The 26,996-nt window shown below is 71.1% G+C and carries 25 protein-coding genes and 2 pseudogenes; 18 read left to right on the top strand and 9 right to left on the bottom strand.

Annotation, left to right across the window (positions count from 1 at the left end; translation table 11 throughout):
- Positions 1-14: 14 nt before the first annotated feature.
- The 11 genes and pseudogenes from GA0115240_RS11040 (at position 15) to GA0115240_RS10990 (ending at position 10,129) form a co-directional block, all read left to right on the top strand.
- Positions 15-1,322: an MraY family glycosyltransferase gene (locus GA0115240_RS11040; RefSeq protein WP_093736495.1), complete on the top strand. Its 1,308-nt coding sequence runs from the start codon at positions 15-17 to the stop codon at positions 1,320-1,322.
- 311 nt (positions 1,323-1,633) lie between these two features.
- Positions 1,634-2,047: a hypothetical protein gene (locus GA0115240_RS11035; RefSeq protein WP_093736494.1), complete on the top strand. Its 414-nt coding sequence runs from the start codon at positions 1,634-1,636 to the stop codon at positions 2,045-2,047.
- 252 nt (positions 2,048-2,299) lie between these two features.
- Complete coding sequence (gene atpB, locus GA0115240_RS11030; protein ID WP_093736493.1) at positions 2,300-3,109, top strand: F0F1 ATP synthase subunit A; 810 nt, start codon at positions 2,300-2,302, stop codon at positions 3,107-3,109.
- A gap of 81 nt (positions 3,110-3,190) precedes the next feature.
- Positions 3,191-3,439: a F0F1 ATP synthase subunit C gene (locus tag GA0115240_RS11025; RefSeq protein ID WP_093736492.1), complete on the top strand. Its 249-nt coding sequence runs from the start codon at positions 3,191-3,193 to the stop codon at positions 3,437-3,439.
- 40 nt (positions 3,440-3,479) lie between these two features.
- Complete coding sequence (locus tag GA0115240_RS11020; RefSeq protein ID WP_093736491.1) at positions 3,480-4,034, top strand: F0F1 ATP synthase subunit B; 555 nt, start codon at positions 3,480-3,482, stop codon at positions 4,032-4,034.
- On the top strand, positions 4,031-4,846 hold the full coding sequence (locus GA0115240_RS11015; RefSeq protein WP_093736490.1) for a F0F1 ATP synthase subunit delta: 816 nt from the start codon (positions 4,031-4,033) through the stop codon (positions 4,844-4,846). The genes GA0115240_RS11020 and GA0115240_RS11015 overlap by 4 nt, the downstream gene beginning before the upstream one ends.
- Before the next feature lie 129 nt (positions 4,847-4,975).
- Positions 4,976-6,547, top strand: coding sequence for a F0F1 ATP synthase subunit alpha (gene atpA / locus GA0115240_RS11010; RefSeq protein WP_093736489.1), 1,572 nt, complete (start codon positions 4,976-4,978; stop codon positions 6,545-6,547).
- Positions 6,548-6,549: 2 nt separating this feature from the next.
- Positions 6,550-7,470, top strand: coding sequence for a F0F1 ATP synthase subunit gamma (locus tag GA0115240_RS11005; RefSeq protein WP_093736488.1), 921 nt, complete (start codon positions 6,550-6,552; stop codon positions 7,468-7,470).
- 5 nt (positions 7,471-7,475) lie between these two features.
- Complete coding sequence (atpD, locus tag GA0115240_RS11000; protein WP_093736487.1) at positions 7,476-8,927, top strand: F0F1 ATP synthase subunit beta; 1,452 nt, start codon at positions 7,476-7,478, stop codon at positions 8,925-8,927.
- Positions 8,928-9,066: 139 nt separating this feature from the next.
- Positions 9,067-9,444 (top strand): F0F1 ATP synthase subunit epsilon, encoded by a 378-nt coding sequence (locus GA0115240_RS10995; RefSeq protein WP_093736486.1) that lies wholly within the window; start codon positions 9,067-9,069, stop codon positions 9,442-9,444.
- Between the two features lie 228 nt (positions 9,445-9,672).
- A pseudogene (locus GA0115240_RS10990) lies at positions 9,673-10,129 on the top strand (DUF2550 domain-containing protein).
- Positions 10,130-10,206: 77 nt separating this feature from the next.
- On the opposite strand, the gene GA0115240_RS10985 reads toward GA0115240_RS10990, so the two are convergent.
- Positions 10,207-10,779, bottom strand: a complete 573-nt coding sequence (locus GA0115240_RS10985) for a cob(I)yrinic acid a,c-diamide adenosyltransferase (RefSeq protein ID WP_093736485.1) — start codon at positions 10,777-10,779, stop codon at positions 10,207-10,209.
- Between the two features lie 149 nt (positions 10,780-10,928).
- On the opposite strand from GA0115240_RS10985, the gene GA0115240_RS10980 reads away from it, so the two are divergent.
- The 5 genes from GA0115240_RS10980 to GA0115240_RS10960 all read left to right on the top strand — a co-directional run bounded on the left by GA0115240_RS10980 (position 10,929) and on the right by GA0115240_RS10960 (position 17,284).
- Positions 10,929-11,777: a 3-hydroxyacyl-CoA dehydrogenase family protein gene (locus GA0115240_RS10980; RefSeq protein WP_093736484.1), complete on the top strand. Its 849-nt coding sequence runs from the start codon at positions 10,929-10,931 to the stop codon at positions 11,775-11,777.
- A gap of 185 nt (positions 11,778-11,962) precedes the next feature.
- A complete protein-coding gene (locus tag GA0115240_RS10975) occupies positions 11,963-12,256 on the top strand; it encodes an STAS domain-containing protein (protein ID WP_093736483.1) in 294 nt (97 codons plus the stop codon).
- Positions 12,257-12,482: 226 nt separating this feature from the next.
- Positions 12,483-15,461 (top strand): ATP-binding protein, encoded by a 2,979-nt coding sequence (locus GA0115240_RS39010; protein WP_093736482.1) that lies wholly within the window; start codon positions 12,483-12,485, stop codon positions 15,459-15,461.
- Between the two features lie 84 nt (positions 15,462-15,545).
- Entirely contained in the window at positions 15,546-16,316 is a 771-nt protein-coding gene (locus GA0115240_RS10965; protein WP_093736481.1) for an MEDS domain-containing protein, read from the top strand.
- Positions 16,313-17,284: a sensor histidine kinase gene (locus tag GA0115240_RS10960; protein ID WP_093736480.1), complete on the top strand. Its 972-nt coding sequence runs from the start codon at positions 16,313-16,315 to the stop codon at positions 17,282-17,284. Before GA0115240_RS10965 ends, GA0115240_RS10960 begins: the two co-directional genes overlap by 4 nt.
- Before the next feature lie 12 nt (positions 17,285-17,296).
- Here the strand turns inward: GA0115240_RS10960 and nucS are convergent, their stop codons facing one another.
- Positions 17,297-18,028 (bottom strand): endonuclease NucS, encoded by a 732-nt coding sequence (gene nucS, locus GA0115240_RS10955; RefSeq protein ID WP_093736503.1) that lies wholly within the window; start codon positions 18,026-18,028, stop codon positions 17,297-17,299.
- A 328-nt stretch (positions 18,029-18,356) separates the two neighbouring features.
- On the opposite strand from nucS, the gene GA0115240_RS10950 reads away from it, so the two are divergent.
- Positions 18,357-18,749: an SCO5389 family protein gene (locus GA0115240_RS10950; RefSeq protein ID WP_093736479.1), complete on the top strand. Its 393-nt coding sequence runs from the start codon at positions 18,357-18,359 to the stop codon at positions 18,747-18,749.
- 101 nt (positions 18,750-18,850) lie between these two features.
- On the opposite strand, the gene GA0115240_RS10945 is transcribed toward GA0115240_RS10950, so the two are convergent.
- On the bottom strand, positions 18,851-19,873 hold the full coding sequence (locus tag GA0115240_RS10945; RefSeq protein ID WP_093736478.1) for an LLM class flavin-dependent oxidoreductase: 1,023 nt from the start codon (positions 19,871-19,873) through the stop codon (positions 18,851-18,853).
- A 186-nt stretch (positions 19,874-20,059) separates the two neighbouring features.
- Here GA0115240_RS10945 and GA0115240_RS10940 point away from each other — a divergent pair, with 186 nt between their 5' ends.
- A complete protein-coding gene (locus tag GA0115240_RS10940; RefSeq protein ID WP_093736477.1) occupies positions 20,060-20,398 on the top strand; it encodes an ATP/GTP-binding protein in 339 nt (112 codons plus the stop codon).
- A gap of 197 nt (positions 20,399-20,595) precedes the next feature.
- Here GA0115240_RS10940 and GA0115240_RS10935 read toward each other — a convergent pair whose 3' ends face one another.
- From GA0115240_RS10935 to GA0115240_RS10910, 6 genes and pseudogenes are all read right to left on the bottom strand, one after another.
- A complete protein-coding gene (locus GA0115240_RS10935; RefSeq protein ID WP_093736476.1) occupies positions 20,596-21,474 on the bottom strand; it encodes an ABC transporter permease subunit in 879 nt (292 codons plus the stop codon).
- Positions 21,471-22,586, bottom strand: a complete 1,116-nt coding sequence (locus GA0115240_RS10930; protein ID WP_093736475.1) for an ABC transporter ATP-binding protein — start codon at positions 22,584-22,586, stop codon at positions 21,471-21,473. Before GA0115240_RS10930 ends, GA0115240_RS10935 begins: the two co-directional genes overlap by 4 nt.
- An 80-nt stretch (positions 22,587-22,666) precedes the next feature.
- Entirely contained in the window at positions 22,667-23,440 is a 774-nt protein-coding gene (locus GA0115240_RS10925) for an ABC transporter permease subunit (RefSeq protein ID WP_093736474.1), read from the bottom strand.
- 1 nt (position 23,441) lies between these two features.
- Positions 23,442-24,497 carry an ABC transporter ATP-binding protein gene (locus GA0115240_RS10920; RefSeq protein WP_093736473.1) on the bottom strand — a complete coding sequence of 352 codons (1,056 nt, stop codon included), beginning with the start codon at positions 24,495-24,497 and terminating at the stop codon, positions 23,442-23,444.
- A 91-nt stretch (positions 24,498-24,588) separates the two neighbouring features.
- Entirely contained in the window at positions 24,589-25,527 is a 939-nt protein-coding gene (locus GA0115240_RS10915; protein WP_093736472.1) for a cellulose-binding protein, read from the bottom strand.
- A gap of 102 nt (positions 25,528-25,629) precedes the next feature.
- A pseudogene (locus tag GA0115240_RS10910) lies at positions 25,630-26,996 on the bottom strand (hypothetical protein); the annotation flags it as partial.

Genomic DNA, 26,996 nt, shown 5'->3' with positions numbered 1-26,996 from the left:
GTCGGAGGCTGCCCGTGCGCGAGTACCTGCTGACCCTGTGCGTCTCCGCCGCCGTCACGTACCTGCTGACCGGCCCGGTGCGGAAGTTCGCCATCGCGGCCGGTGCCATGCCGGAGATCCGCGCGCGGGACGTGCACCGCGAACCCACCCCGAGGCTCGGCGGCATCGCCATGTTCGGCGGACTGTGCGCCGGACTGCTGGTGGCCGCGCATCTGAGCAACATCGGGGACGTCTTCACCCAGTCCACCGAGCCGCGCGCGCTGCTGTCCGGCGCCAGCCTGATCTGGCTGCTCGGCGTGCTGGACGACAAGTGGGGCGTGGACGCGCTGATCAAGCTGGGCGTGCAGATGATCGCGGCCGGCGTGATGGTCTGGCAGGGCCTGACCATCCTGTGGCTGCCGGTGCCCGGCATCGGCCCGGTGGCGCTCACCCCGGTCCAGTCCACGCTGCTGACAGTGGCGCTGGTCGTGATCACCATCAACGCGGTCAACTTCGTCGACGGCCTGGACGGCCTGGCGGCCGGCGTGGTCTGCATCGCGTCCATCGCGTTCTTCATGTACGCCTACCGCATGTGGTACGGCTACGGCGTCGAAGCCGCCGCGCCCGCGACGCTGTTCAGCGCCATCCTGATCGGCATGTGCCTGGGCTTCCTGCCGCACAACATCCACCCGGCGCGGATCTTCATGGGCGACTCCGGCTCGATGCTGATCGGGCTGGTGCTGGCCTCCGGGGCGATCTCCATCACCGGGCAGGTGGACCCGGACGTGATCACCGACTTCACCGGGTCGTCCCGCGGCACCGTGCACTTCATGGTGCCGGTCTACATGCCGCTGCTGCTGCCGCTGACGATGATCGCCATTCCGGCCGCCGACCTGGTGCTCGCGGTGGTGCGCAGGACCTGGAAGGGGCAGTCCCCGTTCGCCGCCGACCGCGGCCACCTGCACCACCGGCTGCTGGAGATCGGGCACTCGCACAGCCGGGCGGTGCTGATCATGTACTTCTGGTCGGCGCTGATCGCCTTCGCCGCGGTGGCGTTCTCGGTGAACTCCTCCAGCCTGTGGATCGTGGTGGTGATCGCCTCGCTGAGCGCGCTGGGCCTGGTGGTGCTGCTGCTGCCGCGGGTCCGGCCGCGGGCCCCGCACTGGGCCGAGTCGATCGTGCCGCCGCGCTACCGGCGCCGCCGGCGCCGGCTGGCCGCGGCCGCCGCCGCGGCCGAGCAGGAGATGCTGGCCGGTGATCCGCCGGCGCTGAACGGTTCGACGGCGATCGGTGACCGCTCCCGGCTGCCCGATCGGCGCCGGCCGGTGGACAGCCGTCAGTGAATTCGCTGAATTCATCGCGAACGCCGGGTGAATTCCCGCGAGACCATTGAACAATTCGGGCATTTCGGTCAACTCACTCGTATGAGTGCGGGGTTGGGCGGCGTGTCGGTAGCTCGTGCGTGTGACGGGCAGCACATCTCCATGGTAAAGACCGGATCAAATACTTTGTGATACCGTTCACGAAACCCGGGAAACAAGCCGAAAGACCTCAGTGCGACGGTCTTCCGGCGTGAGGCGCGTCCTCAGGCCCGGATACGCTCGTCTCCGACGACATCCGCTGTCCCCCAACTCCCGCCGGAGGAGCTGCCCCCATGCAGTCCAACGACGTCCGAACTCTCCTGAACTGCACCGTCCCCACTGCCGCGGCCGGTGCCATCGCCACCGTGATCAGCGGTGCGTTGGCCGGCGGCAAGGGAGTGATCGGCGCCGCAGCCGGCGCAGTGGTCGTGATCGCCTTCATGGCGATCGGGATGGTGGTGCTCCAGCGCACCGCGAAGGCGTACCCCTCGCTGTTCCAGATGATGGGTCTGACGCTGTACACGGTGCAGATCCTGCTGCTCGCGATCGTGCTCGCCGCGTTCCGGCACACCTCGCTCTTCAACACCCGGGCCTTCGCCTTCTCGCTGCTGGCCGCCGCGCTCGTCTGGATCGCCGCGCAGGCCAGGTCGTACATGAAGGCCAAGATCCTCTACGTGGAGCCCGAGTCGGCGCGGACCGCGTCATGACGTCGGCCGCGCGCGACCACCGTGATGCCCGGGGTAGGGGCGCTGTAAAGAGGCGTTCGCTCATTTGCTATCGTCCCGACTCAACTGCGGCTGAAGTGCGGCGAGCGGTGACCCGGTCCTGCTCACCGCCCGGTTCGGTACCGGCCCGCCGCCCCCACACCCGCACCACCCGTCCAGTGCCGTTCCGCGGCCCAGCGCCGCGCCGACACATCGAGGTTGCCGTACCCATGCGTCACGCTGAAGGAGCTCTCGGTGAGTGCTGACCAGGTTCTCGCCTTCGAGACGAACTGCCACATCTTCGAGGGATGCGGTTTTCCGGCCCCGGGACTGCACTCGTTCCACTTCCGTCCGATCTTCACCGTCGACGGCTTCCACTTCGACAAGCCGATCCTGCTGGCGCTGCTCAGCACCGTGGTGGTCGTGGCCTTCTTCTGGGCCGCTTTCGGCAGGCCCAAGGTGGTCCCCGGCAAGCTGCAGATGATCGGTGAGGCGGGGTACGACTTCGTCCGGCGCGGGATCGTCTACGAGACGATGGGCAAGAAGGCCGGCGAGAAGTACGTACCGCTGATGGTGTCGCTGTTCTTCACGGTGTGGATCATGAACATCTGGGCGATCATCCCGCTCGCCCAGTTCCCGGTGACGTCGATCATCTCGTTCCCGGCGTCCCTGGCGATCGTGGTCTACCTCACCTGGCTGTTCCTGACCTTCAAGAAGCACGGCTTCGTCGGCGCCCTGAAGAACATCTCCGGCTACGACAAGAACCTCGGCAAGGTACTGGTCCTCTCGGTGCCGATCGAGCTCTTCTCCAACCTGCTGGTCCGGCCGTTCACGCACGCGGTGCGACTGTTCGCCAACATGTTCGCCGGCCACACGCTGCTGCTGCTGTTCACCATCGCCAGCTGGTACCTGCTCAACGGCATCGGGATCATCTACGCGAGCGTGTCGTTCGTCATGACCGTCGTGCTCATCGCCTTCGAGCTGTTCATCGAGGCCGTTCAGGCCTACGTGTTCGTGCTGCTGGCCTGCAACTACGTGCAGGGCGCTCTCGCCGAGAACCACTGAGCTCCCCGCCCCCTCACGACCCTGACAGATGTTCCGGTGGCCAACCCCCACCGGTCCGTGAAAGAGAAGGAAGTCCCCGGCATGTCCGCACTCGCGCACGCGACGCTCGCCGCCGTATCGATCAAGGGCAACCTCGGCTCGATCGGCTACGGTCTGGCCGCTGTCGGCCCCGGCGTCGGCATCGGCATCATCTTCGGCAACGGCACCCAGGCGCTGGCCCGCCAGCCCGAAGCGGCCGGCCTGATCCGCGCCAACCAGATCCTCGGCTTCGCCTTCTGTGAGGCGCTCGCCCTGATCGGTCTGGTCATGCCGTTCGTCTACCCCTCCTGATCTCGGCTGACGACGGAACCCCCAGACGGAAGGCACTGATGTGATCGCCCAGGTACAGCTGGCGGCCAGCAACAGCGAGAACCCGCTGATCCCGCCCATTCCCGAGCTCATCATCGGCCTGATCGCCTTCGCCATCGTCTTCATCTTCCTTGCCAAGAAGCTCCTCCCGAACATCAACAAGGTTCTGGACGAGCGCCGGGAGGCCATCGAAGGCGGCATGGAGAAGGCCGAGGCCGCCCAGCACGAGGCGCAGGATGCCCTGGAGCAGTACCGCGCCCAGCTCGCCGAGGCCCGGCACGAGGCCGCGCGGCTGCGCCAGGAGGCGCAGGAGCAGGGTGCGGCGCTCATCGCGGAGATGCGGGCCGAAGGCCAGCGTCAGCGCGAGGAGATCGTGACCGCCGGCCACGCCCAGATCGAGGCCGACCGCAAGGCCGCGGCCGCCGCGCTGCGGCGTGACGTCGGCAGGCTCGCCGTCGATCTGGCCGGCAAGCTCGTCGGCGAGGCTCTGGAGGACTCCGCCCGCCAGAGCCGCACCATCGACCGCTTCCTCGACGGCCTCGACGGCGCGGCGCCCACAGCAGAGGCGGCCCGATGAACGGAGCGAGCCGGGAGGCTGTCCACGCCGCTCGCGAGCAGCTCGACGCGCTGACGGACAACACGTCCGTCGATGTCGTGAAGCTCGGATCCGAGCTGGCCGCCGTCACCGCGCTGCTCAACCGCGAGGGCACGCTGCGCCGGGCGCTGAGCGACCCGGCCAAGCCCGGCGAGGCCAAGGCCGAGCTGGCCCGCCGGCTGCTCGGCGGCCAGGTCGGCGGGCACGCCCTCGACCTGCTGTCCGGGCTGGTCCGCTCCCGCTGGTCGCAGTCCCGCGACCTGGTGGACGCGGTCGAGCAGCTCGCCGACATCGCCGACCTGATCGCCGCCCAGCGGGCCGGCGCGCTGGACGACGTGGAGGACGAGCTGTTCCGGTTCGGCCGGATCCTGTCCGGCAGCAGCCAGCTGCGCTCCGCGCTGGCCAACCAGGTGTCCGGCGGTCAGGCCAAGGCCGGACTGCTGCACGAGCTGCTGGGCGGCCGCGCCCACCAGGTCACCGAACGGCTGGTGACCAGGCTGGTCACCGCGCCGCGAGGACGTAGCCTGGAGAGCGGGATCGAATCGCTGTCCAAGCTGGCCGCCGCCCGCCGCGACCGGATGGTCGCGGAAGTGACCTCGGCGACTCCGCTGAGCGACCGGCAGCGGCAGCGGCTGGCCGACTCGCTGGCCAGGGTCTACGGCCGGCAGGTGCACCTGAACCTGGACGTGGACCCCACGGTCCTCGGCGGGCTGCGGGTCCGCATCGGCGACGAGGTCATCAACGGCGCCATCTCGGACCGCCTCGACGAGGCGGCCCGGCGGATGGCCGGCTGACGGCCACAGGCGCAGCCACCAACTCAACAAGCATGTAGGCGGCCCGAGTTGGGCCGACAGTGTGCTCTGGGGGAGATCCCCCGGAACCCCCAGAAACTTCGGGCCCAACAAGGAGAGCAGGGAACCCAGATGGCGGAGCTCACGATCCGGCCGGAGGAGATCCGGGACGCGCTGGAGACGTTTGTCCAGTCGTACCAGCCGGACGCCGCCTCTCGCGAGGAGGTCGGCACGGTCAGCGTTGCCGGAGACGGCATCGCGAAGATCGAGGGACTCCCCTCGGCGATGGCGAACGAACTGCTGAGGTTCGAGGACGGCACGCTCGGCCTCGCCCTCAACCTCGAAGAGCGCGAGATCGGCGCGATCGTCCTCGGTGAGTTCAACGGGATCGAGGAAGGCCAGCCGGTGCACCGCACCGGCGAGGTGCTCTCGGTCGCGGTCGGCGAGGGCTACCTCGGCCGGGTCGTGGACCCGCTGGGCACCCCGATCGACGGACTTGGCGAGATCGAGACCGACGGCCGCCGCGCCCTCGAGCTGCAGGCCCCCTCGGTCATGCAGCGCAAGTCGGTGCACGAGCCGATGCAGACCGGCCTGAAGGCCGTCGACTCGATGACCCCGATCGGCCGCGGTCAGCGCCAGCTGATCATCGGCGACCGGCAGACCGGCAAGTCGGCCCTGGCGATCGACACGATCATCAACCAGCGCGACAACTGGCGCTCGGGCGACCCGAAGAAGCAGGTCCGCTGCATCTACGTCGCCATCGGCCAGAAGGGCTCCACCATCGCCGGCGTGCGCGCCGCGCTGGAGGAGGCCGGCGCGCTGGAGTACACCACCATCGTCGCCGCCCCGGCGTCCGACCCGGCCGGCTTCAAGTACCTGGCGCCGTACACCGGTTCGGCCATCGGCCAGCACTGGATGTACCAGGGCAAGCACGTCCTGATCGTCTTCGACGACCTGAGCAAGCAGGCCGACGCCTACCGCGCGGTCTCCCTGCTGCTGCGCCGCCCGCCGGGCCGCGAGGCCTACCCCGGCGACGTCTTCTACCTGCACTCCCGGCTGCTGGAGCGCTGCGCCAAGCTCTCCGACGACCTGGGCGCCGGCTCCATGACCGGTCTGCCCATCGTGGAGACCAAGGCCAACGACGTCTCGGCGTTCATCCCGACCAACGTCATCTCCATCACCGACGGCCAGTGCTTCCTGGAGTCCGACCTGTTCAACGCCGGTCAGCGCCCCGCGCTGAACGTCGGTATCTCGGTCTCCCGGGTCGGCGGCTCGGCGCAGATCAAGGCCATGAAGAGCGTCTCCGGACGGCTCCGGGTGGACCTGGCCCAGTTCCGCGAGCTGGAGGCGTTCGCCGCCTTCGGCTCCGACCTGGACGCGGCCTCCAAGGCGCAGCTGGAGCGCGGCCAGCGCATGGTCGAGCTGCTCAAGCAGGGCCAGTACGCGCCCTACCCGATCGAGGACCAGGTCGTTTCCATCTGGGCCGGCACCACCGGCAAGCTGGACGACGTACCGGTCGAGGACGTGCGCCGCTTCGAGCGGGAGCTGCTGGACTACCTGCACCGCGAGCACAAGTCGCTGCTCACCTCGATCGTCGAGACCGGCAAGCTGTCGGACGACACCATCGAGGTGCTCACCGACGCGGTGGACGCGTTCAAGCGGCAGTTCGAGACGTCCTCCGGCGCGCTGCTGGTCGAGGGCTGATCATGGGCGCACAGCTACGCGTCTACAAGCGCCGGATCAAGTCCATCACCGCCACCAAGAAGATCACCAAGGCGATGGAGATGATCTCCGCCTCGCGCATCCTCAAGGCGCAGCGCCAGGTGGCGGCCTCCTCGCCGTACGCCGACGAGCTGACCCGTGCGGTGACGGCGGTGGCGACCGGCTCCAACACCAAGCACCCGCTGACCACCGAGACCGAGAACCCGACCCGCGCCGCGGTCCTGCTCATCACGAGCGACCGCGGCCTGGCCGGCGGCTACTCGGCCAACGCGATCAAGGCGGCCGAACGGCTCACCGAGCGGCTGCGCTCGGAGGGCAAGGAGGTCGACCACTACCTGGTCGGCCGCAAGGCGCTGGCGTACTACGGCTTCCGCGAGCGTCCGGTCGCACAGTCCTGGACCGGCTTCAGCGACAGCCCGCAGTACGGCAACGCCAAGGAGGTCGCGGCGCCGCTCATCGAGTCGGTGCAGCAGGAGACCGCCGACGGCGGCGTGGACGAACTGCACATCGTCTTCACCGAGTTCGTGTCGATGATGACGCAGACCCCGGTCACGCGGCGGCTGCTGCCGCTGTCGCTGGACGAGGTGGCGGCGCAGGAGCAGGCCGAGAACACCGGCAAGATCCTGCCGCTGTACGAGTTCGAGCCGTCCGCCGAGGGCGTGCTGGACGCGCTGCTGCCGCGGTACGTCGAGAGCCGGGTCTACAACGCGCTGCTGCAGGCCGCCGCTTCCGAGCACGCGGCCCGCCGCCGGGCGATGAAGTCGGCGACCGACAACGCGGAAGACCTCATCAAGTCGCTGACGCGGCTTGCCAATGCGGCCCGACAGGCCGACATCACCCAGGAAATCAGCGAGATCGTCGGTGGCGCCAGCGCCCTGGCCGACGCGAGCGCGGGGAGTGACTGACCACTATGACCACCACTGTTGAATCGGCCGCTGCGAGTGGCGTCGCCACTGGCCGCGTCGCTCGGGTCATCGGCCCGGTCGTCGACGTGGAGTTCCCCGTCGACGCCATGCCGGAGATCTACAACGCGCTGCACGTCGATGTGGCCGACACCTCCGAGACCGGCACCAAGACGCTGACCCTGGAGGTGGCGCAGCACCTGGGCGACGGCCTGGTCCGCGCCATCTCCATGCAGCCCACCGACGGCCTGGTCCGCCAGGCCGCGGTGACCGACACCGGCAACGGCATCACGGTGCCGGTCGGCGACGTCACCAAGGGCCGGGTGTTCAACACCCTGGGACAGATCCTCAACGAGCCGGAGGCCGAGTCCGAGGTCACCGAGCGCTGGCCGATCCACCGCAAGGCGCCGGCCTTCGACCAGCTCGAGCCGAAGACCGAGATGTTCGAGACCGGTCTGAAGGTCGTCGACCTGCTGACCCCGTACGTCAAGGGCGGCAAGATCGGCCTGTTCGGCGGCGCGGGCGTCGGCAAGACCGTGCTCATCCAGGAAATGATCATGCGGGTCGCGAAGCTGCACGAGGGCGTCTCGGTGTTCGCCGGCGTCGGCGAGCGCACCCGTGAGGGCAACGACCTGATCGCGGAGATGACCGAGTCCGGTGTGCTGCCGCAGACCGCACTGGTCTTCGGCCAGATGGACGAGCCGCCGGGCACCCGGCTGCGGGTCGCGCTGGCCGGTCTGACCATGGCGGAGTACTTCCGCGATGTGCAGAACCAGGACGTGCTGTTCTTCATCGACAACATCTTCCGCTTCACCCAGGCCGGCTCGGAGGTCTCCACGCTGCTCGGCCGGATGCCGTCCGCGGTGGGCTACCAGCCGAACCTGGCGGACGAGATGGGCCAGCTGCAGGAGCGGATCACCTCCACCCGCGGCCACTCCATCACCTCGATGCAGGCGATCTACGTCCCCGCGGACGACCTGACCGACCCGGCCCCGGCCACCACCTTCGCGCACCTCGACGCGACGACGGTGCTGTCCCGGCCGATCTCGGAGAAGGGCATCTACCCCGCGGTGGACCCGCTCGACTCCACCTCCCGCATCCTGGACCCGCGCTACATCTCGCAGGACCACTACGACTGCGCCATGCGGGTCAAGGGGATCCTGCAGAAGTACAAGGACCTCCAGGACATCATCTCCATCCTCGGCATCGACGAGCTGGGCGAGGAGGACAAGCTCACCGTCTTCCGGGCCCGCCGGATCGAGCGCTTCCTGTCGCAGAACACCCACGCGGCGAAGCAGTTCACCGGCGTCGACGGCTCGGACGTGTCGCTGGAGGAGTCCATCTCGGCCTTCAACGCGATCGCCGACGGTGACTTCGACCACTATCCCGAGCAGGCGTTCTTCATGTGCGGTGGCCTGGAAGACCTGAAGGCCAACGCTGCCAAGCTCGGCGTCAACTGACGAGAGCCCGCCGGTGACCCGGCACACGTGACAGGGGGGCGGCCCCGGCAGAGCCCAGGTGACCGCCCCCCTGCCGCACCCCCTATTCTTTGTCTTACGCATCCGCCGCAGGCGGTGGGTGCCGACCCGAGGAGCCGTCTTGGCCGATCTTCACGTCGAGCTGGTGGCCGCGGACCGCAGCATCTGGTCCGGCGAGGCCACCTTGGTCATCGCCCGCACCACGTCGGGTGACATCGGCATCATGCCGGGCCACGAGCCGCTGCTCGGGGTGCTCGAATCCGGACCGGTGACCATCCGCACCGCCGGTGACGGCGGCACCGTGGTGGCGGCCGTGCACGGCGGGTTCATCTCGTTCTCCGACAACAAGCTCTCGATTCTCGCCGAGATCGCCGAGCTGGCCGACGAGATCGATGTGGCCCGGGCCGAGCGGGCGCTGGAGCGGTCCAGGTCCGAGACCGACGCCGGCGCCGAGCGCCGCGCCGAGGTGCGGCTGGCCGCGGCGACGGGCGATCACTGAACGACGTACCGGACCCGTACGTATGACCGAGTAGGACCACGCGGGACCCGGCAGGGCCGTCCAGGGCCCGAAGGGGCCGCGTGGCGCAGTACCACCACCGACGCCCGGTGACCACGCGACACCGGACGCAACAGCGGGACCACGGCGCCGCGGACTGCCCCACCGGGCGGTCCGCGGCTCCGGCACAGCAAGGGCGGCAACCATTCCAAGGCGAGGAGGTCGACGGACGTGATCCTCGCTTTCCAGGTGGGCTTCGCGATCATCGCGGCGGCGCTGCTGGGGCTCTTCGTCTTCGGACTCCGCCGGCGCCTCATCCAGCGCCCGGGCGGCACCTTCGACTGCAGCCTGCGCCCGGCCCCCCCGGAGGACCGCCGAGCCGGGCGGCAAGACCGGCAAGGGCTGGGTCTACGGGATCGCCCGCTACGACAACGACCGGGTCGAGTGGTTCCGCGTCTTCTCCTACGCGCCCCGCCCGCGCCGCGTCCTGGACCGCCCGGCGATCGAGGTGCTCGGCCGCCGCGCCCCGCAGGGCTCCGAGGAGCTGGCGCTGCTCTCCGACGCGGTGGTGCTGTCCTGCGCGCACCGCGGCACCCGGCTGGAGCTGGCGATGAGCGACGACGCGCTGACCGGTTTCCTCGCCTGGCTGGAGGCGGCGCCGCCCGGCCAGCGGGTCAACGTGGCCTGACACCGGCCAGCCCGTCCCCCCGCACGGCCGGGCCGACCATGCCGCCTGCCGGCACCCGGTCCCCCCGCGCGCACCCCTCAGCGGTTCTCGCCGGGCACCCACAAGATGTCGCCGCGGTCCTTGTTCGCCGTCCGCGCCAGGATGAAGAGCAGGTCGGACAGCCGGTTGAGGTAAGTGGCCGTCAGCGGGTTCATCACCTCGGCGTGTTCGGCCAGCGCCGCCCAGGTGGAGCGCTCGGCCCGGCGGACGATCGTGCAGGCCTGGTGCAGCAGCGCGGCGCCCGGCGTCCCGCCGGGCAGGATGAAGCTGCGCAGCTTGTCCAGATCGGCCAGGAAGCGGTCGCAGTCGGCTTCCAGGCGGTCCACGTAGGGCTGCTCCACCCGCAGCGGGGGGTGCTCGGGGTCCGGCACCACCGGGGTGGCCAGGTCGGCTCCCACGTCGAACAGGTCGTTCTGCACCCGGACCACGACGGCGGCCACCTCCGGCGCCAGCCCGCCGAGCGCCAGCGCCACGCCCAGCGCCGCGTTCGCCTCGTTGGCGTCGGCGTACGCGGCGATCCGCGGATCGGTCTTCGCGGTGCGGCTCATGTCGCCCAGCGCGGTCGTACCGTCGTCGCCGGTACGGGTGTAGATACGGGTGAGATTGACCATGCCTCCGAGCGTAGGGCCTGACGTGCTTCCTCGCGCGGCGCCCAACTGTGCGACCAACGACACACGGTGACGGACCCGACATCCTGTCGCGCCCGGCGGTGGGCGGACGTTATGGTCCGGCTGAACCCCAACGGAGAGGTGTGTGAGCCGTGGCGAAGAAGCTCGCCGTCATCGGAGCCGGACTGATGGGTTCCGGTATCGCGCAGGTGTCGGCCCAGGCCGGCTACGAGGTGATCCTGCGGGACGTCACGGACGAGGCGCTCACGCGCGGCAGGGACGGCATCCGCGCCTCCTACGCCAAGTTCACCGCCAAGGGCAAGCTGACCGAGCAGGAGGCCGAGGCCGCGCTGGCCCGGATCACCACCACCACCGACCTGGACGCGGTGGCCGACGCCGATCTGGTGGTGGAGGCGGCCTTCGAGCACATCGAGGTCAAGCAGGAGATCTTCCGCGCCCTGGACCGCGTCGTCGGCGAGGACACGGTGCTCGCCTCGAACACCTCCGCCATCCCGATCACCAAGATCGCCGCCGCCACCGAGCACCCCGAACGGGTGGTCGGCACCCACTTCTTCTCGCCGGTGCCGCTGATGGGGCTGTGCGAGCTCGTCCGCGGCTACAAGACCAGCGATCAGACCCTGGCGCGGGCCCGCGAGTTCGCCGAGGGCGTCGGCAAGACCTGTATCGTCGTCAACCGCGACGTGGCCGGCTTTGTGACCACCCGGCTGATCTCCGCGCTGGTGGTGGAGGCGGTCAAGCTCTACGAGTCCGGTGTCGCCTCGGCCGAGGACATCGACGTGGCCTGCCGGCTCGGCTTCGGCCACGCCATGGGTCCGCTCGCCACCGCCGACCTGACCGGCGTGGACATCCTGCTGCACGCGACCGGCAACATCTACACCGAGTCCCAGGACGAGAAGTTCGCCCCGCCCGAGATCATGCGGCGGATGGTGGACGCCGGGGACCTGGGCCGCAAGAGCGGCCAGGGCTTCTACCAGTACTGAACCCGGCCGGACCCGAACACACCTGAACGGGCCCGTACCGGAACTGACCATGCGGAATCACTCTTAAGAGTGAATTCGGCGTCGGTTTGCCCACAGAAGGCAACTTCTCTATGCGAGGGACCGTCAGTGGTGTGAAGACCTACGGATCGGCCGGCAAGGCCACGCCAGCGCTTCGGGGAGTGACTATGCACATCAGGGGCGACCACGCCGAGCTGATCGTCGGGGGCCGCCTCGACGTGGTCAGCGCGGCGGACGCCCGTGCGGCCCTGCACATCGCCGTCGACTCCGGCTGCGGCGACCTGGTGCTCGACCTGACCGAACTCGACTCCTGGGACGCCACCGGGCTCGGCGTCATCATGGGCGCCCACCGCCGGGCCGGCCGGGCCAACCGGCGGCTGGTGCTGCGCGGGGTCCCACCGCAGATGCAGCGGCTGCTGGTGGCCACCCGGCTGCACCGTATCCTCGCGATCGAGGCCTAAAGGTGACGTTCGGCACGTAACGCAGGCGTGGAGGCCCCGGGCCTTCATGGATAGGGTGCGCACCCTTTAGAGTTTGCGCATCAATGGCCAGGAGGCGTGCACCCCGTACGCCGTAGAAGGGGAATCGGGCCGGGACCCGGCGCCGCCGTCGCGAGCGTGCGGTGGGCGCGCAGTCGTCTCGGTCCGAGGATGCCCCCGCACGTCACGCACCCGGGGGGCGTAGGACATGGATCAGCAGACCGGCGAGCAGCAGGGCGGTCGTCCCGAGGAGCGTCCGGCGGAACGACCGGGAAACACCGGCCCGTCGGGCGCCTCGGCGGGCTTCGACGCCTTCGGCGCGGCCCGGGCCCCGGGCGGTGCGTCCGCCCTCGGTGAGGAGTCGGCCGCCGGCGGGAGCGACGAACCGGATGTCTTCGGCGGCCGCACGGCCGGCGCGGCGGACGCGTCCGGCGGTCCGGAGCGGCCCGGCGGGCTCGAGCGGCGGGACAACTCCGAACGGCGGGACCGGGTCGGCCGGTTCGAGGCCGTCGGCAGCTTCGACGCGTTCGCGGCCGGCGCCAAGCGCCCCGCCGGATCCGCGCCAGGATCCGAGCCCGCGCAGCCCCGTCCGGCGCTGCCGCCGGCCGACTCCGGCCCCGGCAGCGCCCTGGTGGTCCGGCCGGTCGGCGAGCCGATGCCGCTGCAGCAGGGCACCTCGCTGTTCGACGGCACGATGCCGCTGCCGAAGGTGACCCGGCCCGCCCGCGACCCGCTCGCCCCCGAACTGGGCTCGCCCAGCGGCAGCACCTCCCGTATCCCGCGCGTCGTCACCCCCGAATACCTGCTGACCGTCAACCCGGTCGACGGCACCGAGGTCGTGCCCTGCCCGCCCGAGGAGCGGCGCACCCCGGTCCGCCGCACCCCGGAGGACCGCGCCGCCCGGATCACCGCCGGGCGCCCCACGCCGCCTCCCGGCCCGCCCGCGCCCGAAGTCCCGCTGCTGGAGCGGGAGGAGGAGCGCGAGCGGCTCATCCGGCTGCTGGCCCGGGGCCGTTCGACCCGCGTCACCGGCCCGTCCGGCGCCGGACGCACCGCGCTGCTGGAATCGGTCGCCAACGCCTGCACCGACCTCGCGCCCGACGGCGTGATCCGGCTGTCCGGCTACCACCGCACCGCCGCCGACCTGCTGCACGACCTCTACACCATCGTCTACGCCGGCGAGGGCTACCGCCCCGGCCGCGCCGAACTGTCGGACCTGCTGCGGGACGTGGGCGCCGTGGTCGTCCTGGACGACCTGGAGATCGGCGGCGCGGCGCTGGAGGAACTGCTGGACACCGCGCCCGAGTGCGCGTTCCTGATGTCCGCCACCCCCGACGTCCCCGCGCCCGCCGCCGACTCGATGGTCGAGGAGGTGCTGCTGTCCGGACTGACCCGGGTCGCCTGTGTCGATCTGCTCCAACTCGTCACCGGGCGGCGGCTGGAGGAGGACGAGACGGCATGGGCCGCCGACCTCTGGTTCGAATCCGAGGGTCTGCCGCTGCGCTTCGTCCAGGCCGGCGCGCTGCTGCGCCAGCGGGACGCGATGCGGCTGCCGCCGGACCCCGACCTGGACGACTCGGTGTGGCTGAACGGCTCGGCGCTGCTGGCGCCCTCCGACCCGCCGCTGCCCGACCTCACCGGTTTCGACGGGCCCGAGGCCGGCGCCGCCGCCCCCGAGATACCCCCGCCGCCCCCGCTGCCGCTGCGGCTGCCGGTCGACGACATACCGCTGCCGTCGCTCGCGGAGAGCGCCGCCCCGGCCGACCTGCTCGCCTCCCGGCTCAGCGAGGCCGCCCGCGAGGCCCTCGCCTTCGCGGTGGCCCTGGACGGCGAATGCCCGCACCCGTCGCACCTGCCGGCCCTGGTCGGCGACACGCACGGCGACGCGGCCCTGGGTGAACTGATCTCGGTCGGACTGGCCGTACCCGTCGCGTCGCACTTCCGGCTGGCGGCCGGCGTCGTCCAGCAACTCGGCCCCGCGCTCGCCGCCGACGGCGAACTCAACGACGTCCAGGCGCACACCGCCGCCCTGCACTACGCCTGGTGGACCGGCCACCCCTCGGTCACCCCGGAGCGGGCCACCGCCGAGTCCGAGGCGATCCTGGCGGCGATGACCGCCTGCCGGGACGGCGGCCACGCCAGCGCCGCGGTCCTGCTCGCCCGTACCGTCGCACCGGTCTTCGCCGCGGCCCTGCACTGGGGTGCGTGGGAGCGGGCGCTGCGGGTCGGGCAGGAGGCCGCCCGGCTGTCCGGCGAGGTCGCGGAAGAGGCCTACTTCCACCACGAGTTGGGCGTGCTGGCGCTGTGCACCGGCGGGATGGACCGGGCCCGCGCGGAACTCGAGGCCTCCATCGCGCTGCGCGGCGCGCTCGCCGACCGCCAGGGCACCGTCGTCGGACGGCGCACCCTGGCGCTCGTCAACGACCGGGTCGGTGCCTCCGCCCTCGAACTCCCCGCCGGGGCCCTGGAGCCGGCCTTCGCGCTGCCCGACACCTCGACCGTCGTCATCAACAAGGTGCCGGCCGCCCTCGACCGGGCGCCCTCGGTCCGCCGGCTGGCCGTCATCGGGTCCCGGCGCAATCTGGTCGCGGCCGGCACCGGGGTCCTGCTGGCCGCGGTCCTCGGCACGATCGTCACCCTGGGCGCGACCTCCAGCGGGGACGGCGCGCCCAATCAGGGCAAGCCGATCGAGACCGTCGAGCAGGACGCGCCCACCGACACGTCCCCCTCCGCGGTGGACGGCACCCACGCGGCGCCCCCGGCTGCCGCGTCCGGCTCGTCGTCGGCCTCCACCTCGGTGTCCACCACGGTCACCTCGCCGGCGGCCGGTGGCGCCAGCACGGCGCCGGGCCTGCCGGGCGGTCCCGGCGCACCGACCACCCCGCCGTCGGGCGGGACGACCTCCGGGCCGGGGAACCCGGTGCCGCCGCCGGGTGGGGGGCCGACCCATCACACGCCGCGGCCGCCGTCGTCACCGCCGCCGCATCACTCGTCAGCGCCCCCGCCGCCCACCACGACCCCGCCTCCCACGACTCCGACCACCCCGCCCACCACGCCCCCGCCGACCAGCACGCCTCCGACGTCGGGCGGACAGCAGTCCCAGTCCGCCTCGGTCAGCGCCTCGCCGGCCACGGTCAGCGCCCCGCCCGCGCCGGCCGGAACCGCCGGCAGCCCGTCGGCGAGCTGACCGCACCCCGACCCGGCACCGGGGCGGTGTAGGTTGCTGTGCTTTGGTTCCACCGTGGAGGGGTGCTTGAGGACTGCCAGGGACATGGCCACGCTGGATGCCATGGACATCGGCGACCACGCGTGCCTGGTGTCGGCGGATGCCGGGGTCGGCGCGGCCTACACGCGCGCGTTCGTGGCCGACGGCGCGCTGTTCGGCGACAAGGTCGTGGTCCTCGGCCCGCCGGGGGCCCGGCGCCTGTGGCCGGATGTGACGTCGTACGACCTCGGTCAGGCCGGCGGTTCCCTGCTGGGCGTGGTGCGCCGCGAGGCCCGTGAGGCCGGTGAGCAGGGCTTTCGTACGCTGCGGGTGCTGGCGCTGATGGACCGGATCTGGCCCGGGGGAGCCACCGAGCAGGCGATCGCCGAGTACGAGACGGGGATGGAGGCGTTCACCGCGGCCACCGGGGCTATGGTGGTATGTGCCTATTCGCGTGTTCACTTCTCGGACGGCTCCCTGGCGCAGGCACTGAGTGTGCATCCGCACCACGCGGGCACGCGAAACACAGTGGAGCCGAGTTTCCGGATATTTCAGGCACGAACGGAGCACTGGCACGTGACCGGCGTAGTGGATGCCGACGGGGCGCAGGCGTTCCGTTCCGCTGTCACCGTGATCGCCGCGGCCTGCCCGGTCCTGCGCCTGCACTGCGAGGACCTGGAATTCATGGACGCCGCCGGTATGCAGGCCCTGATCCAGGCCGCCCGGGAGCACGCCGGGCACCGCGTCCACCTGCTGGATGTGAACGACACGGTCCGCCGCTGCTGGGAACTGCTGGGGTACCACCGCCAGGACCTCCCCGTGGAGCTGGCGCCATGACGCCCCCCTCCGCCCTCGCCCCGGCCCGGGACCGCGGGGAAGCCGGCTTCCGGCACGAGATGTACCCGCACCACGGCACGGACGAATTCCTCACCGGCACGCTGTCCTTCATCCAGGACGCCCTGGCCGGCCAGGAGATCGTGCTGGTCGCGGTCTCCGCCGACAAGGAACAGCTGCTGCGCGCCGAGATCACCGGCGCCCCGGCCGGCGTCGTCTTCCTCGACACCGCCGCGCTCGGCCGCAATCCCGGACGGCTGATCCCGGCCTGGCAGGACTGGATCACCGCCCAGGCGCACGCCGGGCACCCGGTGCGCGGCATCAACGAGGCGGCGTGGTCCGGACGCACCGCCGCCGAGAGCGCCGAACTGCGTTACCACGAGTGGCTGCTCAACCGCGCCTTCACCGGTTCGCCGGCCTGGTGGCTGCTGTGCCCGTACGACACCACGACGCTCGATCCCGAGATACTCCGGGCCGGGCAGCGCTGCCACCCGCTGGTGCTGAACGCGGGCGAGCACACCCCGAGCGACGTCTTCAGCGACGAGCCGTATCCCCACGAGCCGCTGGGCCTGCCCTGCGACCCCTTCGACGAACTCACCTACAGCAGCGGCGGTCTGGCCGCGGTGCGCGAGAAGGTCGCCGCCTGCGCGGGCGCCAACGGTCTGGACGGTGCCCGGCTGCGCGAGCTCCAGGTCGCCGCCACCGAGTGCGCCGTCAACAGCATCAAGTACGGAGGCGGCGGCGGGACGCTGCGCACCTGGGTCGAGGACGCCACCTTGATCTGTGAGTTCCACGACGACGGCCACCTGGACGACCCGCTGGCCGGCCGCCGCAGGCCCACCGTCGACCAGCTGGGCGGCCGGGGTCTGTGGCTGGTGCACCAGCTCTGCGACCTGGTCCAGATCCGCACCGGCCCCGCCGCGGGCACCACCATCCGCCTGCACACCTACCTGGACCGGGGCGCGGACTGAGTCGGCGCCGCCTCAGAACAGCCGGTCCTCCGCCTTGTCGATACCGCGCAGCTCGTCGTAGTCGAGCACCAGGCAGCGGATGCCGCGGTCCTCGGCCAGGGTACGGGCCTGGGGGGCGATGCTCTGGGCGGCGAGGACACCGCCCACCGGGGCGAGCGTGGTGTCGCGGTTCAGGTACTCCAGGTAGCGGGTGAGCTGCTCGACGCCGTCGATGGTGGCGCGCCGCTTGATCTCGACCGCCCAGTGCCGGGGCCGGGGCAGCGCGGTCCCCACCTCGACGGCCTCGACAGCCTCCACGGCCTCGACGGCCACGGCTGGGCCGGCGGCCTCGCGGCAGAGGATGTCCACCGGGCCGATCGCGGTGGGGTATTCGCGGCGGACCAGGGTCCAGCCGTCGCCCAGGACCTCCATCCGGTCGGCCAGGAGTTCCTGGAGGTGGGCCTCCACGCCGTCCTTGATCAGGCCCGGGTCCACGCCGAGTTCATGGGAGGAGTCGTGCAGGATCTCCTCTATGGTGATGATCAACTGCTCGCCGGCCTTGTTGGTGACCGTCCACAGATTGTCCTCGGTCTCCTTCAACGAGCACGGCGGGGACATCCAGTTGAGCGGCTTGTAGGCGCGGTCGTCGGCGTGCACCGACAGACTCCCGTCCGCCTTGATCAGCAGCAGCCGGATGGCCGAGGGGAGATGGGCGGAGAGCCGGCCCGCGTAGTCGACGGAGCAGCGGGCGATCACGAGACGCATGGTCGGCAACGCTACTCGACCCGGTGCCCGCCGCGCGATTCGCCCCGGGGCCGCCCCGGCGCCTGCTACGGCCCCGGCGGACCCCCTTGTGAGGGGACCCGTACGACCCGTACGACTCCGGCCAACCCCCGGCGATGCGGCAAAAATGGCTGGTTGTGGGTGCCGCCGCCTGGTGCGGGTGAGGCGGGGGCGCCTACGGTTGAGGGCCGGGGGGCACGGGTGCGGCTGTCGCCGGAACCGGCTCCCGGAACCCATTCCTCCAGGGCCCATCACGCCTGGGGGGTACGCCCTGACCCCTTCCCTCTGAGGGGTCACGAGAGGAGTACCCATGTCGCTCGACGTCTCACCGGCCCTTCTCGAGCAGGCCGAGCGAGGCGAGGTCGACGAGCAGGAGTTCGTCGACTGCGTCCGGACGTCCCTCCCGTACGCATGGGAGATGATCAGCTCGCTGGTGGCACAACTCAAGGTTGACGGGGGGGAGTTCGCCGACAACCAGGTGCCGCCGCCGAGTGAGCAGGAGCGGGGCCAGCTGCTTCGCGCGCTGGCCAGCGATGCGATACGCGGCTCCCTGCAGCGGCACTTCGGGGTGCGGCTGGCCTTCCAGAACTGCCACCGCGTCGCGGTGTTCCCGCTGGACCCGGCGGTGGACGAGCGCTACGCGAAGTTCACCTCGGTCCGTGCCCAACTGCTCAACCAGTCGCCGGAGTTGCGGGACTGCTGAGGTCACGCGCAGCCGGCCGTCACTGACCACCGGCGGCCCGCCCCACCCGATGTGCTCCCGGAGCCGGACACCCGCCCCGATCCGCACCGATCCGCACCGGATCAGGCCAGTTCCGGGAGTACGTCACCGCCGAGCCGGGTCACATTCTCCAGCGTGGCGTCGAAATCGCCGGAGCCCTCGGCGAGCAGTGCGAAGCGCGTGATGCCGGTGGCCGCCGAGGTCGCCGCCAGCCGGTCGGCGCACAGCCGGGGCGGTCCCACCGGATGCAGCGAGCAGAGCAGCTCGGTGTAGCCGAGCGGATCGCGCATCGTCCGCGGACGTCCGTCGTGGGTGCGGTGCGCCGACAGGCCCTGCTGGAGCCAGCCGGGCATCGACTTGAGCAGGGTCTCACTGGCGTCCGCCCGGGTGTCGGCGACCTGGACCACCCCCGCCGAGACATGATCTGCGGCAGCCACCGCGTCGGGGGAGTGGCCGGCCGCCAGCGCGCTGCGCCGCCACAGCGCGACCATGCTCGCCTTGTCCTCGTCACCGCAGTGCATGCCCAGCAGCATCGGCAGCCCGCGCTCGGCGGCCAGCCGGACCGTACTGGGCGAGGTGCAGGCGACCACCACCGGCGGGCCGCCGCCGTCGAGCTCCCCGGGGCGCGGGACCACCGGCACGGCGGGGAAGGCGTAGCGCACCCCGGCCGCGCCCACCGCCGGCTCGCGCAGCCAGCTCAGCAGCAGGTCCAGCGACTCCGGGAAGCCCGTCTCGAAGGCGGCGATCCCGGCGCCGAACACCGCCAGATCCACCCAGGGGCCGCCGCGGCCCACCCCGAGCGTGAACCGGCCGCCCGACACCAGGTGCAGCATCGCGGCCTGCTCGCCGAGCGCGACCGGGTGCACCGTCGGGAGCACGCTCACCGCGGTGGCCACCCCGATCCTTGAGGTGCGCCCGAGCAGTACACCCGCGAGGGTGATGGCCGACGGGCAGACCCCGTACGGCACGAAATGATGTTCTGCCAGCCAGACCGCGTCGAGCCCGGCGGCCTCGGCCGCCTCCGCCGTGCGTATCGACCGGTGCAGCGCCTCCGCCGGGCCCTGGCCCGGAAACTGGGCGGCGAGAACGAATGTCCCAACGCGCATCGCTCACTCCCTCCTGCTCCCTCTAACGCTTGGCACGTGCCAAAGGCACGCGTGGTGGGCGGCGTTTTCATGATTTTCCGACGTCTCAACGCACATATGGCCCACTCGCCCTGTTCAGCCCGCCGGGCGGCGACCCTTACGCTGGACGGGACGTCCGTACTGCCCCCAAGAGCGCGAGGTGCGCCCATGTCGCCGCGTCGAAACCACCCGCAGGGCGCCGGCCGCTCCGACGGCGGCCGGCCCGGCCCCGACGACCGGGAGCGGGAGTCCGGCATCGGCTACGGGGCCACCGAGCAGTGGCAGGGCGAGGAATGGATCGTGCGGCCGGTCGCCGGCAGCGCCACCGCCAAGCACTACCGGTGCCCGGGCTGCGACCAGGAGATTCCGCCGGGGGTCGGGCACGTGGTGGCGTGGCGGGAGTACGGGGGAGTGGAGGATCGGCGGCATTGGCATCGGGCCTGCTGGAACGCGAAGGACCGCCGCACCAGTAAGGTGCAGCGGTCCCGGAACGCGCCCAGGTACTGAGCGGGGGCGTGACGTCGCCGGCGTGTCCTCAAACGCCGGACGGGCTGGTTTTGCTGGGCGTCGGCGGGTTGTCCTCAAACGCCGGACGGGCTGGTTTTGAAGGCCGGACGGGCTGGTTTTGCTGGGCGTCGGCGGGTTGTCCTCAAACGCCGGACGGGGTGGTTTTGAAGGCCGGACGGGGTGGTTTTGCTGGGGGGTCAGACGTCGCGGGTGTTCAGGGTGATGAAGGCTGCGGTCAGGGCCGCTGCCGTGATGCAGGCCAGGACGATGAGCTGGAGGACGCCGTTCTGGTTGTCGCTGCCGATCATGGGGATGCGGTAGAGCGAGGCCAGGGAGTTCGGCGAGGAGAACCTGATCAGGCCGTCGCGGGCCGAGGCGAGGCTGTCGGGCAGGAAGATGGCCACCAGGAGCGGCAGGAGCACCACGCCCAGCATGGTGGTGATCGCGCCGGCCGAGTGCCGCAGCAGGGTCCCGACGGCGAGCGCCAGCAGGCCGAGCAGCGCCACGTAGAGGCCCACTCCGACCGTCGCGCCGAGCCATTCGGCGGCGCTGGCCGTTGTCACCCCGTTCCGGATGACTACGCCCGCCTGGGTGCCCTCGCCGGGCGACCACGTCTTGCCGCCCACCACGCTCCAGCTCACCAGCGCGGTGACGGTGCAGGCGACCGTGGTGGTGACGAAGGACAGGCCGAAGAAGACGATCGCCTTCGCCGCGAGCACCCGGGAGCGCTGCGGGCATGAGGTGAAGGTGGTGCGGATCATGCCGGTGCCGTATTCCGAGGTGATCACCAGCACACCGAGGGTGATGATCGCCAACTGGCCGAGCATCAGCCCGAACAGGCCGGCCGCCAGCACCGGCACCGTGGTGTCGTTGCTGTCCGAGATCGGGATGACGACCAGCAGATTGATGCCGATCACCAGGAACAGCATCACCCCGAGCGTCCACATCGTGGATCGCACCGTCCGGATCTTGGTCCACTCCGAGTGCAGCGCATGGGACAGCCGGGTCTGCTCGATCGGGATCTGCGAGGCGAACGGGGACGGCGGCGCGTAGGGAAACGTCTGCGGGGCGGTCATCGGGCTTCCTCGTGGTGGGTACCGGCGGCGGCTTGCCCGGGCGCGCCGGGGAGGGTCGAGGCGGGACGGGCCGAGTCGGGGAGGGGCGGGGCGGGTACAGCCGGGGTTTGTCCGGCTGCCGCGGCTGGGGGCCGGCCCCAGCCGGTCTGTCCCCAACCGCCCTGCGGCGGCGCCGCCTGGAGCCCCTGCCGCGGGTCCTGCGTGGAGCGGTAGTCCACCGCGCCGCCGGTGAGCCGCATGTACGCCTCCTCCAGCGACGCCTGGTGCGGGGACAGCTCCCACAGCCGGATGTCCGCCTCGTGGGCGACATCGCTGATCCTGGGCAGTTCGAGCCCGCTGACCCGCAACGCCCCGTCCGGCTCCGGCTGTACGGTGGCCCCCGCCTCGGTCAGCGCCGTGCCCAGCTTCTCCCGCTGCTCGCCCTCCGCCGGGGTGCGCACCAGGGCGTAACCGGTGGAGTGCCGGGCGATGAAGTCCTTCACGCTCATGTCGGCCAGCAGCTGTCCGCGGCCGATCACGATCAAGTGGTCGGCGGTGAGCGCCATTTCGCTCATCAGGTGGCTGGAGACGAAGACCGTACGGCCCTCGGCGGCCAGCGCGCGCATCAGATGGCGCACCCAGTGGATGCCCTCGGGGTCCAGGCCGTTGACCGGTTCGTCGAAGAGCAGCACCTCGGGGTCGCCGAGCAGCGCGCCCGCTATGCCCAGCCGCTGCCCCATGCCCAGCGAGAAGCCCTTGGAACGGCGGCCGGCCACGTCCTGCAGGCCCACCACGCCCAGCACTTCGTCCACCCGGCGGGCCGGGATACCGGACAGCTGCGCCAGGCTCAGCAGGTGCTGGCGGGCGCTGCGCCCGCCGTGCACGGCCTTGGCGTCGAGCAGCGCCCCCACCCGGCGCGGGGCGTTGGGCAACTGGCGGTACGGCAGTCCGCCGATGGTCACCTGCCCGGACGTCGGCGCGTCGAGCCCCAGGATCATCCGCATCGTGGTGGACTTGCCGGACCCGTTCGGGCCCAGGAAGCCGGTCACCGTACCTGGCCCTACCTGGAACGACAGGTTGTACACGGCTGTTTTGTCGCCGTACTGCTTGGTCAGGCCGACTGCCTGGATCATGCTCCGCCCCTCGCGTGCCACGGGGGCACACGCCCCGTGGAGGAGGAAGCGTAGCGGGCGCCCGCGGTTCCCCGTCCAGGTCAGGCGTCGCGTTTCCTGAGCACCGCGTAGCCGCCGAGCAGCGCCACCACCACCCACACCGCCATGATGAGGATGCCGCCCCAGGGCCCGTACGAGGTGTGCTCGTCGCCGGACGGGACCACCTGGAGGATCTTCTGGCCGGCCTGGTCGGGGAAGTAGCGGGCGACCGTCCGCACCTTCGGGACGGCGCTCAGGATCGGCGAGACCAGGAAGAAGAACGGCATCAGGACGCCCAGGCCCAGCATCGGGCTGCGCAGCATCGTCGCCGCGCCGACGCAGAACAACACCAGCAGCGTCATGTAGAGCCCGGCGCCGAAGACCGCACGCAGCACCCCCGGGTCGCCGATGTGCGCCTTGTGCGGGCCGAGCAGCGCCTGGCCGAGGAAGAAGGTGATGAAGCTGGTGGCCTCACCGACCACCAGGGCCAGTACGCCGGCCACCGTGACCTTGGACAGGTAGAACTCGCCGCGCTGCGGGACGGCGGCCAGCGAGGTGCGGATCATGCCGGTGCTGTACTCGCTGGAGATCACCAGCACACCGAAGACGATCAGTGCCAACTGCCCCAGCGTCATGCCGAAGAAGCTGGTGTTGGTCGGGTCGAAGGTGAGCTTGTCGGATGCGGACAGGCTGCTGAAGGTGTTGTCGAACACCAGGCAGATCACCGCGCCGAGCGCGACGGTGACCAGGAAAGCCAGCGCCAGCGTCCACACCGTGGACCGTACCGAGCGGATCTTCGTCCACTCCGACTGGAGGACGGCCGAGGTGGCTGCCATGTCAACGTCCCTTTCCGGAACCGGGGTTGCGCCATCCGGCGCCCCACTGCGGCTGCTGGGGGTCGCGGCCGTCGGCCGCCGGGACGGGCTGGCCCGGCTGCTCCGGCCCGCCGTTCGGCAGCGCGCCCACCCCGGACGGGCCCGAACCCATCGCGCCCCCCGCGTGGTACTCCACCGAATCGGCCGTCAACTGCATGAACGCTTCCTCCAACGAGGCCCGCTGCGGGCTCAGTTCGTGCAGCACCAACTGGTGCTGGGCGGCCAGCTCGCCGAGTTGGGCCGGATCGCCGTCCTGGATCTCGAACGAGCCGTCGCCGGTCTCCACCACCGGGTGCCCGGCCTGATGCATGATGTCCTTCAGCCGCTCCACCTGCGGGGTGCGGATCCGCACGTAGGAGCGGGAGTTCTGGGCGATGAAATCGGCCATCGAGGTGTCGGCCAGCAGCCGGCCCCGGCCGATCACGATCAGGTGCTCGGCGGTCAGCGCCATCTCGCTCATCAGGTGGCTGGAGACGAAGACCGTACGGCCTTGCGCGGCCAGGCTCTTCATCAGATTGCGGATCCAGTGGATGCCCTCGGGGTCCAGGCCGTTGACCGGTTCGTCGAACATCAGGATCTCGGGGTCGCCGAGCAGCGCGCCGGCGATGCCGAGCCGCTGGCCCATGCCCAGTGAGAAACCCTTGGACCGCTTCTTCGCCACCGCGGTCAGACCCACCGTCTCCAGCACCTCGTCCACCCGGCGGCGCGGGATGCGATTGGACTGGGCCAGGCACAGCAGATGGTTGTACGCGGTCCGGCCGCCGTGCACGGACTTGGCGTCCAGCAGCGCGCCGATGTACTTCAGCGGCTCGCTGAGCTGTGCGTAGTGCTTGCCGTCGATCCGCACATCGCCGCTGGACGGGGAGTCCAGACCCAGCAGTATCCGCATCGTGGTGGATTTGCCCGCGCCATTGGGCCCGAGGAATCCGGTCACCACGCCGGGGCGCACGGTGAAGGTCAGTTGATCGACAGCGGTTCTGTCCCCGTACCGCTTGGTGAGCCCCTGCAACTCAATCATGGGGTGAGGCTAGCAAGACACGGCGGAACCCCCGATCCCGAGGGGAAAAGACGGGACGGGGGTTCCTGGAATTCCGCGGGAACGACCGGTGTCAGCGCGACTGCTGCGCCGGGACGCCGCGCGAGATCGGCTCGTCGTCGGCGGGGGAGGTGGCCGCGGCCACCGCGGCACCGGTCAGCGTGGCCAGCATCTCGCGGACGTTGGTCAGCTGGGCGTTGATGCTGTCGCGGCGGTTGGTGAGCGCCGCCAGCTCGCGCTCGGATTCGCTGCGGATCCGGTCGGCCTTGGCGTTCGCGTCGGCCACGATGTCCTCGGACTGGCGCTGTGCGGTCTCCACCGTCTGGCGGGCGCGGCGCTCGGCGTCGGTGCGCAGCTTCTCCGCCTCCAGGCGGAGCTGCTCGGCACGGTGCTCGATCTCCGCCAGGCGCTTCTCCGCCTTGGCCTGACGCGAGGCCAGGTCACGCTCGGACTGCTCGCGGCGCTTGGCCAGGTTGGTCTCGAAGTCCGCGGCGGCCTGGGCGGCCTTGGCGCGGGTCTCCTCGAACAGCGCGTCGGCTTCCTCACGCTTGGCCTGCGCGTCCTTCTGCGCGTCGGCGCGCAGCTGGGTGGCGTCGCCCTTCGCCTTGTCGACGATCCGCGCGCCCTCGTCCTCGGCCTTCGCCTTGCGGTCGTTGGCGAAGCTCTCCGCGTCGTTGCGCACCTGCGAGGCGGCCGACTCGGCCAGCTCGCGGTGCTGTTCGGCGGCGCGGCGGGCCTCCTCACGCAGGTCCTTGGCCTCCTCCTCGGCCAGCCGGAGGATCTTCTCCACACGCGCGCCGAGTCCGGCGTACGACGGCTCCGAGTCGTTCACCTGAGCCTGGGCGTTCTGGGTTTCGAGGTGCAGCTCCTCGATGCGCTTCTCCAGCGCGGTAATGCGGGTGAGGGCGCTGTCACGGTCGGCGACGAGCTTGGTGATGCGGTCGTCCACCTGTCCGCGGTCGTATCCGCGCCGCACGAGCTCGAAGCCGAAGGGGGAGGAAGTGTCGCTCATGGGGTTCCTGTCGATTCAGACCGGTGAGGTGATAGAGGGAATCCTAGGGGCCCAGGCGGCGTGTCACCGAGCCATTGCGCATCAGGTATGAAAAAGGTCCGCTCAATCGAGTGGAGCATCATCTGCGCGCTTGCCGCTCGTTCGGGTTGTTCCGGCGCCGGCACCCGCGGCCACCGTGCTCTTGGAACTTCCACTGCTCGGTGCCTCGAACGACTCCAACGCCTCCAGCACGTCCTGGACACGGGAGATCTCCGCATTGATGTCTTCTCTGCGGCGCACCAGGATCTCCAATTCTCTTCTGCCGTCGCCCACCGTGCGTTCCGCCTCGGCGCGGGCCTCCCTCTTGACCCGTTCCGCCTCACGCTCGGCTTCGGCCTTCTTCTGCTCGGCCTCCTTGAGGAGGCCCTCGACCTTCTTGACGGCGGCGATCCGAACCTTGCTCGCCTCCGACGTGGCCGTGGACTTGATCTCGGCGGCCTTGGCCTCCGCCTCCGCGAGCTGCTCGGTGGCCGCGGCCACCAGCTTGTCCACCCGCTCGCCGACTGTCTTCATCGCCTCCGCGGCCTCCTTGCGGGCCCGCTCGTGCAACGCGTCGACCTCGGACTCGGTCCGGGAGCGCAACTCCTGGGTGCGTTCGCGGATGGCGGTCTGATCCTGGCGGGCCTCACGCAACAGCGTATCCGCGTCCGTCCGCGCGCGCTCCACCAAGCCGTTGGATTCCGCGGTGGCGTCGTTGACGATCCGCTCGGCCTCGGCGCGGGCCGCGCCCACCATGGTGTCGGACCGCTCCTCGGCCTCGGCCGCGGTCTTGCGCGCCTCCGCCTGCGCCTTGCCCATCAGCTCGTCGGCCTGCTCCGCGGCCTCGCTGCGGCGCTTGTTGGCCGCCTCGCGGGCCTCGTCGAGGATGCGCTGCGACTCGTCGCGGGACTGCTCGGCGTCGCGTTCGGCGGTGTCCAGCGCGTCCTTGGCCAGGATGCCGAGGCGCTCGGCCTCCTCACGGGCCTTGGTGACCAACTGGTCGGCCTGGGAGGCCGCGTCGGTACGCATCCGGTTGGCGTCCTCGCGCGCCTCGGCGCGCAGCCGGTCCGACTCCTCTATGGCCTCGTTGACTTGGTGGTCGGCCAGCGAACGGGCCGCGTCCGCCTCTTCCTTGCTCTCCCGGCGGATGCGCGCCGCGTCCTCGGAGGCGCGCTCCCGCTCGGAGTTGGCGTCGGCGTGCAGCCGGTCGGCCTCGCCCTGCGCGTCGGCCCGCAGCTGGTGCGCGGCGTGCTCGGCGGCCGAGCGCAGCCCGGCGATCTCCTCCTCGGCCTCCTGGTGCAGATGCGCCACCGAGTCCCGCACCTGCTGCGCGGTGTTCTCCGCGGCGGCCACCAGCTCGCCGGCCCGCTGCTCGGCCTCGGCGACCAGCCGGTCCGCCTCGGCGGCGGCCTCCTCGACCCGGCGGCGGGCGGCGGCGAGCAGTTCCTCGC

It is taken from the genome of Streptomyces sp. DvalAA-14 (genome assembly GCF_900091855.1).
Taxonomy (GTDB): domain Bacteria; phylum Actinomycetota; class Actinomycetes; order Streptomycetales; family Streptomycetaceae; genus Actinacidiphila.
Note: the sequence above shows the minus strand (reverse complement) of the source record. Positions and strands in the feature narration are given on the sequence as shown.